This window comes from Pedobacter sp. KBS0701, assembly GCF_005938645.2.
Taxonomy (GTDB): Bacteria; Bacteroidota; Bacteroidia; order Sphingobacteriales; family Sphingobacteriaceae; genus Pedobacter.
Window position 1 is genome coordinate 4,478,189 of sequence record NZ_CP042171.1, and the last position, 14,126, is coordinate 4,492,314.

A 14,126-nucleotide genomic window follows, 5' to 3' on the forward strand; every position below is an offset into this window, starting at 1 on the left:
CTAAATTAAAAACATGGAAAACAGCAACAAAACACGCTACTCAGACAGTGAATTACAGGAATTTAAAGAATTAATTCAAGATAAATTACGCATGGCGAAAGAGGAACTTAACTCTTTAACCACCTCTTTGAGTAACCCTAATGCAAATGGAACTGAAGATACTTCAGGTGCATACAAAACATTGGAAGATGGTTCGGCAACGATGGAAAAAGAGCAGATCAATCAATTGGCTGCCCGTCAGAAAAAATTTATCGATAACCTGGAGAACGCATTGGTGCGTATCGAGAACAAAACTTATGGTATTTGCCGCGAAACCGGAAAATTAATCCAAAAAGAGCGTTTACGTGCTGTTCCTCATGCTACCTTAAGCATGGAAGCTAAATTAAAGCAGAGTTAATGAAAGGCTATACAAAACCTTTAATTGTTATCTTTTTGGTTTTACTGGCCGACCAGCTGGTGAAAACCTGGGTTAAAACACACATGTACCTGGGCCAGGAGTTCCATATCATTGGTAAATGGTTTATTATCCATTTTACCGAAAATAATGGCATGGCTTTCGGTATGGAGTTTGGTGGCGAATTTGGAAAATTAGCCTTATCACTTTTCCGTATTGCTGCTGTAACTGGTATTGGTTATGGTTTACATTATCTGATTAAACATAAATATCACCGCGGTTTAATCCTAAACGTAGCACTGATTTTTTCTGGCGCATTAGGAAACATCATCGATTCGGTGTTTTATGGAAAGATTTATGGTTACGAAAGCTGGTTCCACGGCCGAGTGGCAGATATGTTCTACTTTCCGATTGCAGAAGGTCACTTCCCTACCTGGCTACCGATTTGGGGAGGTGAAGAGTTTGTTTTCTTCAGACCTGTTTTTAACCTTGCAGACGCAGCCATTTCGGTTGGCGTGATATTGATCCTCATCTTCCAAAAAAACTACTTTAAAGAAGATGTAAAGGATGATGTAAGTATCAACAGCGAAATTGTAGAAGATTAAATTACCAAATCGTCATGCTGGAACTTGTTTCAGCATCTTAACTTAAATAACTACCCATTTCATAACTGAGATGGGCTTTTTTTTATTAAGTCATCATTTTATAAATTCTATTGTTGGTGTCAACACCGACCAAAAAGAGAACATACCTTAAATTCATTTGGAAAGCAGGTACAGCAGCAAATATTTAAGTCTGTTCCCGCTATCCTTACTGCCAATGAAGTCCCGTGTTTAACTGCGTTTCATCAGAAAAATCAGAGTAGTACCAAAACGCATTGGCATTCATCCTATCGGACTTAGTAAATTGGGTAGTGCAGGAAAGAAAATTATCTATTGGTTGGTGTCACACCAACCAACAAGAGTTTATTAAGCAATAGGCTCACAGAAAAAATCCGAATCCAAAGGTCGGTGGCTCACCGGCCTAAAGCTAAATATAAAAGAATGATGATCAACTTCCTCGATATATCTTATCTCCAATTTGGCAACGAAAAACAGGTAAAAGCTTATCAGGTTTTAATGGATAATAAGATTTTAGAAAAACTTGCTTTCTATCATCCGATACTAGTGGGCACCATACCAATCAATATCGATATTGAAAACAGTGATCTGGATATCATCTGCGAAGTATATGATAACGATGAATTTATCGACCAAATAATGGCCATTTTTGGCCCCGAAAAAGATTTCTCGGTTACCGAAAGTATCAAATTCGATGCAATCAAAGCGACATTTAAAATTGAGAATTTTGAGATTGAAATATTCGGACAAAACAGGCCGACGATGCAACAGAATGCTTACCGCCACATGTTAATCGAATATAAATTACTTTTAGAAAAAGGAGAAGCATTCAGACAGGAAATTATCTCCTTAAAAAAGCAAGGTTATAAAACAGAACCAGCCTTTGCTAAACTGTTAGGGCTTGAGGGAAATCCATACGAAGAATTACTGAAATTGGAGTCTTAGTGAGGACGCTAAGACCAGATCTTGAAGTTGGAGCCTCACTGTCATTCTGAACGCAGTGAAGAATCTTAATCAAAGAAATGCAGAAGTGTACCACTCATAAAGATCCTTCATTTCATTCAGGATGACAACCATTTACACTATTTCCCTATACTTTATTCTGACCACTATTATTTCATCATTTTTTAAAATATATTTGGAATACAAAAACCAGATATCATGAAACGCTACTATGCCCTTTTATTGCTCATTACACTGAGCAGCTCAGCATTTGCTCAAAAAAGCCTTTTTAACGGAAAAAATTTAAACGGCTGGCACATAGATGTACCTGCAATGGACAAAAAGCCCGATACCATTAATCCGTTTATTGTACGCAATGGTATGCTGGTAAGTTTAGGAACGCCAGGCGGACATTTAATAACCGATAAAATTTATAAAAATTACCAGTTAACAGTAAAATACCGCTTTGCAGGCAAACCTGGCAACTGTGGCGTTTTGGTACATGCCTCAACCCCACGGGCACTGTACGGTATGTTTCCAAAATCGCTGGAAGTTCAGATGCAACATAAAGATGCCGGCGATTTTTGGTGTATTGAAGAAGACATTACCGTACCAGATATGGTAGCCAGACGCGGCCCGAAAGAAAACTGGGGTGTAAACGGCGATAAACTGCGCCGGATTAAAAATTTAACAGACGATAGTGAAAAACCTGTTGGCGAATGGAATACCATGATTATTCAGTGTTTAAACAAAGAAGTGAAGGTTTGGGTAAACGGCACATTAGTAAATTATGGTACAAACTGTACGGCAAGCAGCGGACAGATTGCTCTACAGGCAGAAGGTAGTGAAGTAGAGTTTAAACAACTGGATCTGAAACCGATTAAAGCACTTTCTAAATAAGAAAAGTATTATCTTAATCCTTAAAACACAAACAGATCAGGTATCCAACAAAATAAGCAAGCAGATCATAAACAGAAAAATAAGTTCCCAACACAACACTCCAGAACTTATTATCCTGCAGGCCCAACCAATTTACATAATGAATGGCCTGTAAAAATTCGATAACAAAAGAGAAAATCAATACACCTAAAGCAAGTCTTTTATTATTGGTAGTTAAGAATATTCTAAAGAAGGCATAAATTAATACAACCACTAAAACATCACCACCAAAAGGCCGGATAAATGCATCGTGAAGATATTTAGCGATTAAAATTTCGATAAGGAATATCGCTAAAAAAATGAAAAGAAATTTTAAGTTGAACGTTAATTTCATTTTTCGGGTATAAAAAAGAAGTCAAGTTTTTCCAGCACATTGGCCATTAAAACTTGACTTCTTTATCTTGACTTTCTATAAAAATTTAAGTTCCCTTTAGAGGATTTAGGGGTTAGATACCTAATAATAATCTAGCTGGATCTTCTAACAATTGTTTCACACGAACCAGGAAACCAACTGACTCACGTCCGTCGATAATTCTGTGATCGTAAGATAAAGCAACATACATCATCGGACGGATGACCACCTCACCTTTTTCAGCTACCGGACGCTCAACGATGTTGTGCATACCTAAAATAGCCGATTGTGGTGCGTTGATAATCGGAGTCGACATCATTGAACCAAAAACGCCACCGTTAGTAATGGTGAATGTTCCACCAGTCATTTCTTCAATGGTTAATTTACTATCACGTGCCTTTAAAGCCAATTCTAACACCGATTTTTCAATCTGAGCTAAAGTCATGCTTTCTGCATTACGGATCACCGGAACCACTAAACCTTTCGGCGCAGAAACAGCGATAGAAATATCGGCGAAATCATTGTATACCAATTCTTCACCTTCAATACGACCATTAACCGCCGGGAAATCTTTTAATGCTTCGGTAACTGCTTTTGTGAAAAAGCTCATAAAACCTAAACCAACACCAAATTTCTCTTTAAACTGATCTTTATATTTTCCGCGTAAATCCATAATTGGTTTCATGTTAACCTCGTTGAAAGTGGTTAACATTGCAGTTTCATTTTTAACGGCAACCAAACGTTTTGCAACCGTTCTACGCAGTGGCGACATTTTCTCACGACGCTCGCCACGACTACCTGCAGGAGCAGCAGTTACAACCGGAGCACTAGCTTTGGGTGCTTCTGGTTTTTTACCCACTTCCGCTTTCACCGCATCATCTTTGGTAATACGACCATCAACACCAGTACCTTTTACCGCAGCAGCATCAATTCCTTTTTCTGCAAGAATTTTACCAGCAGCAGGAGAAGGACTTCCTGTAGCATAACTTTCGCCTGCTTTTTCGGTAACTGGAGCCGCAATTTTATCTTCAGCAACAACAGCCTTTTCTTCAGCCTTTGGCGCATCAGCTTTCGCTGGGACTGCACCACCATCTTCAATTTTACAAACTACTGCACCAATGGCTAAAGTATCGCCTTCGGCTGCTATGGTTTTTAAAGTTCCAGCTTGTTCTGCAGTTAATTCGAATGTTGCTTTATCCGATTCTAATTCGGCAATAACTTCATCCATTTCAACAACATCGCCATCGTTTTTTATCCAACGTGATAAAACAACTTCGGTTATCGATTCACCAACAGGTGGAACTTTTATCTCTAAACTCATATTTTTAAAATTGTAATTTTTGTTGTTATTATGTTTTAAGATTTAAAGTTTAAAATTGTGGATTACTTAAATCCCATACCTTAAACCCTGGAACCTTCTACTTCTAATCCGCTTCTGCCATTTTTTTACTGGCCTTTTTGGTCGCTTCCTTTACTTCTTCCTGTTTAATAGGAAGTTCTAAAGCTTTTGCCAAAATATAAGCCTGTTGGTTAGCATGTTGTTTTGCAAAACCTGTAGCCGTACTGCTGCTCTCTCTTCTCGAAATTACATCAATACCTTTTAATGCGGTTTTGTATAACCTGCGGAACAAATATGGCCATGCGCCCATGTTCTCTGGTTCTTCCTGCACCCAGAAAATTTCTTTTGCATTTTTATATTTTGTCTGGACGGCCTCCATCTGATCAACCGGAGTCGGATACAACTGCTCTACACGAACCAGGGCTACATGTTTGATTTTATCAGCCTGTTGTTTCTCCAACAATTCATAGTAAATTTTACCGCTGCAGAAAACAATACGAGTTACATCTGCAACTTTAGCATTTACATCATCAATTACCTCTTTAAAACCACCTTCGGTAAATTCTTCTAATTTAGATACACAAGCCGGGTGGCGCAATAAACTTTTAGGTGTAAATACCACCAATGGTTTACGGAAATCGCGTTTAAACTGACGGCGCAATACGTGGAAGAAGTTTGCCGGAGTAGTACAATTGGTTACCTGCATGTTGTAATCGGCACAAAGCTCCATAAAACGCTCAATACGCGCTGATGAGTGCTCTGGTCCTTGCCCTTCGTAACCGTGAGGCAATAACATCACTAAACCGTTTTCGCGTTGCCATTTAGTTTCAGCACTTGCAATATACTGATCCACAACAATTTGTGCCCCATTAAAGAAATCTCCAAATTGAGCTTCCCAGATGGTTAATGCATTTGGATTTGCCATGGCATAACCATATTCGAAACCTAAAACACCATATTCTGATAAGTGTGAATTGTAAATATCAAATGGTGCCTGCTGATCAGAAATGTTTGCCAATGGTACATATTCTTCCTCGCTGTCTTCAAGCGTTAAAACGGCATGACGGTGAGAGAAAGTACCACGTTCCACATCCTGGCCACTTAAACGCACACGTTTACCTTCTGATAACAAAGTACCATAAGCCAGCTGCTCGCCCATTGCCCAATCGAAAACATTGGTTTCGTTAACCATTTTACTCCGTTCAACAAATAATTTTTCAATTTTTTTGAAGAACTTTTTATTTGATGGTAAAGCAGTAATGCGTTTACCAATTTCTAACAAAGTAGATTTTTTAACTGCAGTAACCGGAGAAGATTCGAAATCTTTCGGCGTTGCCATACGCAAATCTGCCCATGCACCACCAAATTTAACTTCAGCATTACCCGCAACAAACTCTTTAGCTTCGTTTAAACGTTCCTGCAAAATACCACGGAAATCTTTTTCCATTTCTTTTGCCAAACCAGCTTCCAACTTACCTTCTTTAGTTAACTGCTCGATATAAATTTCCCTTGGATTAGGGTGTTTTTCGATTGTTTTGTATAATAAAGGCTGGGTGAACTTAGGCTCATCAGACTCATTGTGACCGAAACGGCGGTAGCAAAGGATATCAATAAAAACATCGTTTTTATATTTCTGACGGTATTCCATTGCCAGGTTAATTGCATAAACCAAAGCCTCAGGATCATCACCATTGACATGGAAAACCGGAGACAAAGTAACTTTAGCAATGTCGGTACAATAAGTACTTGTACGGGCATCTTTATAATTGGTGGTAAAACCAATCTGGTTATTAATTACCAGGTGAATGGTTCCACCGGTTTTATAACCTTCAAGGCCTGCCATCTGAATTACTTCATACACAATACCCTGTCCGGCAACTGATGCATCACCGTGAATCAAAATTGGCGCTAACCGACTGTTATCGCCACCATATTTGAAATCGATTTTCGAGCGGCTCATGCCTTCTACCACACCATCAACCGTTTCTAAGTGCGATGGATTAGGGCATAAACTTAAGTGAACACTTTTACCCGAAACGGTAGTCACATCTGTAGAATAACCCAGGTGGTATTTTACGTCGCCACCAAAAGGGGTATCCGGGTTGTAGCTTTTACCTTCAAACTCAGCAAAAATATCTTTATATGTTTTTTGCATGATATTGGCCAACACATTTAAACGACCGCGGTGAGCCATACCAATTACAAATTCTTCAATACCCAGTTCAGCACCTTTTTCGATTACTGAATCTAAAGCCGGAATTAAAGCTTCTGCTCCTTCTAAAGAGAAACGTTTTTGCCCCAAGAATTTCGTACCTAAGAAATTTTCGAAACTTACCGCTTCGTTTAATTTCCGAAGAATGCGTTTTTTTTCTTCAATTGAGAAATTAGGCGTATTACGTGCACTTTCCATTTTTTGCTGAATCCAGTTCAACACTTCCGGTGTACGTAAAAATTTATATTCTGCACCGATAGAGTGTGCGTAGGTTTGTTTTAAAAAGGCTACAATATCTTTCAATTTTGCGGCACCAATACCAATCTCCACACCAGAGTTGAAAACGGTTTCTAAATCCGCATCCGACAAGCCAAAATTTGCCAGATCTAATGTTGGCAAATGTTTACGTCTTTCGCGAACCGGATTGGTATGCGTAAATAAGTGCCCACGGCTACGATAGCCATCAATCAGGTTTAAAACATTAACTTCTTTTAAAAATTGTTCAGGCGTTTCTGCCGTTACTGCAGGAGCCTCCGATCCTCTTCCAAAATCAAAACCTTCGAAAAATTTCTGCCAGCCAAATTCAACAGACCCGGGATCTTGTTGATATGATTGATATAAAGACTCTATATATTCGGCGTTTGCGCCATTAAGATAAGATAATTTATCCATTATTAACTGTTTACTATAAGCATTACAAAATTAGAATTTTACCTTATATAAATGGCAAAAATCTCGATTAAAATAAATGAGCGGGTTTTAAATTAATGAGCGAGCAAATGAACTAGCTTAACCTACAAAAAACGGGCAAAATTTGTTAAAATTCAATCACCCAAATGCGCTCATTCAACATTCAGTCATTTTATAATCCAATCCTCACAACTATGATGCCCAAGTTAAGGAGTAATTGCCTTTTGGATCGAGGTTTTTGATATTTTTATCAAGATCGAAAACACTTTTTGATTTCTGATCGTTACCTACACCGGCTACATTAGCCCAGTTCCCCCAATTACTTGCAGGATTATAATCAATCAATTTTTCTTCAAAATACGCTGCGCCAAAAACCCAGCTTACTTCTAAATTATTGATCAGATATAAGGCAGCGGTTTGTCTCGCAATATTCGAGATGAAACCGGTCTGATTTAGTTCCGTCATCACCGCATCTACCACAGCAAAACCCGTTTGTGCATTCTTCCACTTATTAAAGTTATCCTGCTCATTCGCAACATCAATTAGCCCCTGGCTGCCAAAACCATCCGGACTAAAAAACGTATTGCCGTATTTCTTAAACATGAAACGGAAATAATCTCTCCAAAGCAGGCCTAGTAAGATATGATTGAACATGGCTTTAGTGTTAGGCACACCTTCCATCTTTTTAATTTCCCAGTAAACTTTTCGCGGCGATAAACTACCCATGGCCAACCAGGCTGATAATTTTGAAGCCAAAATTAAGTTTTTAGAGGTTGCAGCTTGTTGCATGGCCACAATCACTTTTTGAAGATGGGCCAAACCTTCGGCTTCTCCACCTGCAAATTCAAAATCGGAACGTTGATCCTTTTGTTGAGGTAAAAGATTAAGATCTTCTAACGAAGATAATGTTCCCCAATCAATCACTTCGGCTACGTTAATCCGATCAGGTGCTGCAAAACATGGTTTAATAATCGAGTCGCGCTCAATTTTCTTTTTAAACTGATTAAAAGCATCAGGAATATCCTTGATCGGAAATGGTAGGTCCTCCTTATTATACAAGGTGTGACCGATAAAATGTTTAAGGTTGACACGTAATTTCCAAAGTGCATTTTCTACCAAAGTTGAAACATGTGTTTCTTCCCTTGCCACCTCACGGTGATGATAAACTTCTGTAATCTCATATTCCTGCACAAGCTGAGGAATAATATCTTCGGGATTACCTTCGGCAATGAGCAGGTTCCCTCCAATCTTTTTTAAAGAATTGCGTAAACCTAAAACACTTTCTAAAATAAACTGTGCCCTGATATTACCTGTTTTTAAGGTACCGTATTTTGTTTCGCCAAAAGAACGGCGATCGAGAATGTAAACAGGCAAAATCGAATCAGATTTAGCAATTGCCTCGACCAGCATTTCGTTATCATGCAGGCGAAGATCATTTCTAAACCAGACTAAAATTTTTTTGGACATCTTTTATCGAAAAGGGTGTAAGAACACGTTTACAAATTTATCTTATTTTTCTTCTTCATCAAACCCCTGAATAATTCTTTACAAATAGGTAACAAAAAAATACTCTTTTATGGAAACCTGGGTATTAACACATCTTTCAATCAAATATTGATCTAAACACACCTTAATAAAAAACTATGAAACGATTACTCATCAGCCTGTTATTCCCAATAAGCGTATTTGCGCAGCAACAGATAAAAAGTAAAGCCATACTGGAAAGCGTAACGGTTTATAACAACGGCGCACAACTTTTACATAAAGGAAAAGTAAACCTCCCAGCCGGAACATCAGAAATTGTAGTTAACAATATTTCCGGACGGGTAAATGAAAATTCGATACAGGTTAGTGTTTCGCCGGGAGTTACCATTTTATCCGTTCAATTCAATAAAGATTTCCTGAATACCGATGCGGCCAATCCTGAAATAAAAAAACTGAGTGATAGTGTTAAAATAATAAGCAACGAATTAATCAAAACAAAAAATGCAAAAACCATTGAAGAACAAACTTTGCTTTTACTCGATGAGAACAGAAAATCGGGTGGCACAAGCAATGGAACGAATGTGGCAGAACTGATTAAATTAGCCGAATACTACCGTACAAAAAATGCAGAAGTTAGGAATGCTATATCAGCACTCACACTGACAGAGGATAAACAAAACCAAAAACTAAACGCATTACAGCAGCAAATTTCAGAATTAAGGAACAATCCAAATCAGCAACTTGGACAATTGGTTCTTCAATTAACGGCAAATGAAAATATAGATGTCAGTTATCATGTTTCGTATGTTACACCAAATGCAAATTGGCTGGCCAGTTATGATATAAAAGCGGTGGGTACCTCCAATCCCTTAGGCATAGTGTATAAGGCTGCAATTACACAAAGTACAGGCCTCGATTGGAAAAAAGTTAAGCTTTCTTTATCTACCGGTAACCCAAATTATAACATTACTGCACCAAATTTAAACCCTTGGTTTGTATCCACCTATCCGCAACAACAACTACGGATCAGAGGAATGGCATCACCAATTGACGAAAAAAGTGAACTGAATGAAGTTGTAGTTGTGGGCTATGGTACTGAAAAAAAGAAAAATTTTACCGGTGCAGTTTCTACTGTGACCGATTATACTACTGTTAACGAGACCCAGTTGGGCGTAACATTTGATATTGACATCCCCTATGATGTGAATAGTGACAACAAACCTCATACCGTTGCATTTAAAGAATACGAAGTGCCTGCCAGATACAAATATTATGCTGCTCCAAAACTAAGTACCGATGCTTATTTACTGGCTAATGTAACCGACTGGGAAAAACTAAATCTCCAGGCTGGAAATGCGAATATCATTTTTGAAGGTACTTATACCGGAAAATCATATATCAACCCAGCGAACATTTTGGATACACTTAGTTTAAGCATGGGAAAAGACAAAAAGATTATTATCACAAAAGAAAAACAACAGGATTTTAGCAGCACAAAATTTATTGGTTCGAATAAAAAACAGGTTTTTACTTATCTGATCAAGATTAGAAACACCAAAAAAGAATCCATTGATTTATCACTAAAAGATCAATATCCATTATCAACAGAAAGTGATATTGAAACCGAATTGTTAGAAAACAGTGGTGCAGAGGTAAACAAAGAAAACGGCATGCTCTCCTGGCAGTTAAAAATTGCTCCAAACGAGACCAAAACCATCAAATTAAGCTATTCGGTTAAAGCCCCTAAAAATAAAATCATTGCAGGCCTTTAGTCTTTAGTCTTTAGTCTTTAGTCTTTAGTCTTTAAAAAAACCCTTTTGTATCTTTAGTGTTTAAAAAAGATGGGAAAGAAAATTCTGATTACCGGGGCTACAGGACTTGTGGGTACTGAACTGAAAAAGCACTTGCTAAGCAAGGGTTATGCGGTGAATACACTTTCACGAAAGAAAGATGACGATGCGAATAATTTTATGTGGGATGTGTACAAAGGAACTATTGATGCTGACTGTTTGAATGGTGTAGATGCCATTATCCATTTGGCGGGAGAGGCAGTTGCCAATAAAAAATGGACCGATGAACGCAAAAAACAGATCATCGATAGCCGTGTAAAGTCAACAGAATTACTCTTCAAAACCATTAAATCTAAACCTGATCATCAGCTAAAATCGTTCATTTCTGCTTCGGCAGTTGGTTTTTATGGCGATTGCGGCGATGAAATTTTAACAGAAGAAAGCCCGAATGGTTATGGCTTTTTGGCAGACTGCTGTAAACTTTGGGAAGATGCGGTAGATCAGGGCAAAAAATTAAGCCTCAGGGTTGTAAAACTCCGTACCGGCATTGTATTGAGCAACGATGGCGGTGCATTACCCCAATTGGATAAACCGGTAAAATTGTTCGTTGGGGCTGGCTTAGGCACAGGAAAACAATGGACACCCTGGTTGCACATTGACGACATGGTTGAAATGTATATCGAAGCCATCGAAAACCTCAAAATGGAAGGGTGCTACAATGCCTGTGCTCCCTTCCCGGTAACCAACACTGCTTTAACCAAAGCCATCGCCAACCATCTTCACCGACCTTTCTGGCCAATTAAAGTACCTAAAAAAGCATTGGAATTATTACTGGGAGAACGCGTAGATGCCGTTTTGATGAGCAATAATACTTCAGCACAAAAAATTCTGGATGCGGGATTCAAATTTAAATTCACGCATTTGGATGATGCTTTAAAAGATTTGTATAAATAATTTAACTGGTTAATTTTTCAAAGTGGTTAATTGTTCTATTGTTAACTGCCCATTGAGAACTGTATAAATGGCTAATCGGTTAATTGTTCAAATTAGTTAATTTACGCTACATGCTTAACGCGAAACCAGATTAATTGTTAACTGCAAACCGCTAACTGCCAATTATAAACCATCTCAAAAAAATTACAACTTTAAAATTACACATGACTTCAATATCCATTCTCTGGTTCCGTCGCGATTTACGTTTAGCAGATAATGCCGCTTTATATCATGCCCTTAGAGGCGATTATCCAGTTCTACCGCTTTTCATTTTTGACAAGAATATATTGGATAAACTGCCCAAAGATGATGCCCGTGTAACTTTCATTTATCAAACCATTGAAGAGCTAAAGAAAGAACTTCAGCAGCAAGGGTCAGATTTACTGGTAAAATATGGTGAACCTGAAAAAATATGGCCAGAAGTTTTAAAGGAGTACAACATTAAGGAAGTTTATACCAATCACGATTATGAGCCTTATGCCCGCGAACGTGATGATAACATGGCCGAGTTTTTAACCAGCGAAAAAATTGTGTTTAAAACGTATAAAGACCAGGTTATTTTTGAAAAGAACGAAATCTTAAAAGCAGACAAGACGCCTTACACCGTTTTTACCCCCTTCTACAAACAATGGCATGCTAAATTGAATGATTTTTATGTAAAAGCATATCCTACAAAAAAATACTTCAGAAATTTATTACAAACCAAACACCTGCCGCTCCCAACTTTAAAAGAAATCGACTTTGAAAAAAGTAAGCTGGATTTTCCTGAAATCAGTTATAAGAGCAAACTCGGTGATTATGCAAAAGAACGCGATTTCCCCGCGCTTGATGGCACTACGCATATTGGTCTGCATTTGCGTTTTGGCACCTTAAGCATCCGGAAAGCCGTTAAAGATGCTTTAGAAGCAAAATCAAATGTCTGGCTTTCTGAATTGGCCTGGCGGGAATTTTATATGACCATCCTTTGGCATTTCCCCTACTCGGCTTCAGATTCGTTTAAAAAACAATACGATAAAATTAAATGGCGTAACAACGAAGATGAGTTTAAGGCATGGCGTGAGGGCAATACGGGCTATCCTATTGTTGATGCCGGCATGCGCCAGCTTAACCAAACCGGATGGATGCACAACCGCGTACGCATGATTGTGGGCAGTTTTTTAACTAAACATTTACTGATCGATTGGCGCTGGGGAGAAACCTATTTTGCTGAAAAACTATTGGATTATGAAATGGCCAGTAATGTTGGCGGCTGGCAGTGGGCTGCAGGATCAGGAAACGATGCTGCCCCTTATTTTAGGGTTTTTAATCCGGAACTCCAGACTAAAAAATTTGACCCAAAATTTGAATACATTAAAAAATGGGTACCCGAATTCGGCACAAAAAAATATGCCCAACCAATAGTTGAGCATACTTTTGCAAGGGAAAGGGTTTTAAAAGTTTTTAAGGAAGCTTTATCTAATTCGTAACACTTACTATTTCGATATCAAAATCTAGTATGGCATTAGGAGGAATAGCATTACTTCCACTGGTTTTATAAGCCAAATCAGATGGAATAATCATTCTAAATTTTGCACCAGCAGTATATTTCCTAACAATATTTTTCCATCCTTGAACATAAATACTGGCAAAAGTTGCCGAAAAAGTACCATCTGTAGATGAATCAAAAACGGTACCGTCTAAAAATCTTCCAGTATATTTATAAACAACAGTGCTTTCATCGCTAATTGCATCAGTACCTGTACCAACAGTATTAGTAATATAATAAACACGAGAGGGATCTTTAGTTGCTGTTAAATTTTTAGCAGCTAAAAAGCTTTGGATCTTTGCATCATCAAATAACCACTGTTTATGGTATGGGTAAGTTTTAATTATAAAATCAAGATTTTCATTTGAAGGAATTGGTCCTACACCATTTCTACCAAAGGCTAAATATGAAGGCAACAAAATCCTGGCTGTACCTCCTGGTTTTAATTTAAGTACAGCTGTTCTTAATGCGGGTATGTTGTATGTACTTGTTGATAAAGAGCCCTGATAAAAGCTATTCAAATAGCCAACGTAAGTACCTAAATTACCATTTGAGGGTGACTGGAGATAAGTTGTTCCATTCGTCATAGATTTAACAGTCACATCATACAATACCGAATCTGTATTTAAGAATAGCTCACCATCAGTAGGGTTTGTAACCTGATAATAAAATCCTGTTTTAGCAGAATCAGGCACCATTTGTGTTAAACTATTCTTTGATATATATGCCTTTATAGCTGCATCATCTACAGTTTGTGCAGTATCATAGTCCTTTTTGCAAGAGCTGAAAACTACAGTAGCCAGTAAAAGTGTCAACAGGCCAAGTTTAGTAAATTTGTTCATTTA

Annotated in this window: 12 protein-coding genes; 7 read left to right on the forward strand and 5 right to left on the reverse strand. The window is 38.0% G+C overall.

Going from position 1 to position 14,126, the window contains the following annotated elements:
* The first annotated feature begins 13 nt into the window (after positions 1-13).
* From FFJ24_RS18050 to FFJ24_RS18065, 4 genes are all read left to right on the forward strand, one after another.
* On the forward strand, positions 14-397 hold the full coding sequence (locus FFJ24_RS18050) for a TraR/DksA C4-type zinc finger protein (RefSeq protein ID WP_025144123.1): 384 nt from the start codon (positions 14-16) through the stop codon (positions 395-397).
* Entirely contained in the window at positions 397-999 is a 603-nt protein-coding gene (locus tag FFJ24_RS18055; RefSeq protein ID WP_138818518.1) for a lipoprotein signal peptidase, read from the forward strand. Before FFJ24_RS18050 ends, FFJ24_RS18055 begins: the two co-directional genes overlap by 1 nt.
* 438 nt (positions 1,000-1,437) lie before the next feature.
* The gene (locus tag FFJ24_RS18060; protein ID WP_210419390.1) at positions 1,438-1,959 is read left to right on the forward strand and encodes a DUF4269 domain-containing protein; all 522 of its coding nucleotides are present in this window, start codon (positions 1,438-1,440) and stop codon (positions 1,957-1,959) included.
* 216 nt (positions 1,960-2,175) lie between these two features.
* On the forward strand, positions 2,176-2,856 hold the full coding sequence (locus tag FFJ24_RS18065) for a DUF1080 domain-containing protein (RefSeq protein ID WP_138818520.1): 681 nt from the start codon (positions 2,176-2,178) through the stop codon (positions 2,854-2,856).
* A gap of 13 nt (positions 2,857-2,869) precedes the next feature.
* Here the strand turns inward: FFJ24_RS18065 and FFJ24_RS18070 are convergent, their stop codons facing one another.
* The 4 genes from FFJ24_RS18070 to FFJ24_RS18085 all read right to left on the reverse strand — a co-directional run bounded on the left by FFJ24_RS18070 (position 2,870) and on the right by FFJ24_RS18085 (position 8,955).
* Positions 2,870-3,229 carry a DUF2809 domain-containing protein gene (locus FFJ24_RS18070; RefSeq protein ID WP_138818522.1) on the reverse strand — a complete coding sequence of 120 codons (360 nt, stop codon included), beginning with the start codon at positions 3,227-3,229 and terminating at the stop codon, positions 2,870-2,872.
* Positions 3,230-3,341: 112 nt separating this feature from the next.
* On the reverse strand, positions 3,342-4,568 hold the full coding sequence (gene odhB, locus FFJ24_RS18075) for a 2-oxoglutarate dehydrogenase complex dihydrolipoyllysine-residue succinyltransferase (RefSeq protein WP_138818524.1): 1,227 nt from the start codon (positions 4,566-4,568) through the stop codon (positions 3,342-3,344).
* A 103-nt stretch (positions 4,569-4,671) separates the two neighbouring features.
* Positions 4,672-7,470 carry a 2-oxoglutarate dehydrogenase E1 component gene (locus FFJ24_RS18080; RefSeq protein ID WP_138818526.1) on the reverse strand — a complete coding sequence of 933 codons (2,799 nt, stop codon included), beginning with the start codon at positions 7,468-7,470 and terminating at the stop codon, positions 4,672-4,674.
* A 210-nt stretch (positions 7,471-7,680) separates the two neighbouring features.
* A complete protein-coding gene (locus FFJ24_RS18085; protein WP_138818528.1) occupies positions 7,681-8,955 on the reverse strand; it encodes a DASH family cryptochrome in 1,275 nt (424 codons plus the stop codon).
* A 176-nt stretch (positions 8,956-9,131) separates the two neighbouring features.
* Between FFJ24_RS18085 and FFJ24_RS18090 the strand changes: the two genes are divergently transcribed.
* The 3 genes from FFJ24_RS18090 (at position 9,132) to FFJ24_RS18100 (ending at position 13,222) form a co-directional block, all read left to right on the forward strand.
* Positions 9,132-10,745, forward strand: a complete 1,614-nt coding sequence (locus tag FFJ24_RS18090; protein WP_138818530.1) for a DUF4139 domain-containing protein — start codon at positions 9,132-9,134, stop codon at positions 10,743-10,745.
* Positions 10,746-10,814: 69 nt separating this feature from the next.
* Positions 10,815-11,717, forward strand: coding sequence for a TIGR01777 family oxidoreductase (locus tag FFJ24_RS18095; protein WP_138818531.1), 903 nt, complete (start codon positions 10,815-10,817; stop codon positions 11,715-11,717).
* Between the two features lie 203 nt (positions 11,718-11,920).
* Positions 11,921-13,222 (forward strand): deoxyribodipyrimidine photo-lyase, encoded by a 1,302-nt coding sequence (locus FFJ24_RS18100; RefSeq protein WP_138818533.1) that lies wholly within the window; start codon positions 11,921-11,923, stop codon positions 13,220-13,222.
* Here the strand turns inward: FFJ24_RS18100 and FFJ24_RS18105 are convergent.
* Positions 13,212-14,123: an FKBP-type peptidyl-prolyl cis-trans isomerase gene (locus FFJ24_RS18105; protein ID WP_138818535.1), complete on the reverse strand. Its 912-nt coding sequence runs from the start codon at positions 14,121-14,123 to the stop codon at positions 13,212-13,214. The two genes, FFJ24_RS18100 and FFJ24_RS18105, sit on opposite strands and share 11 nt — an antisense overlap.
* Positions 14,124-14,126 lie beyond the last annotated feature (3 nt).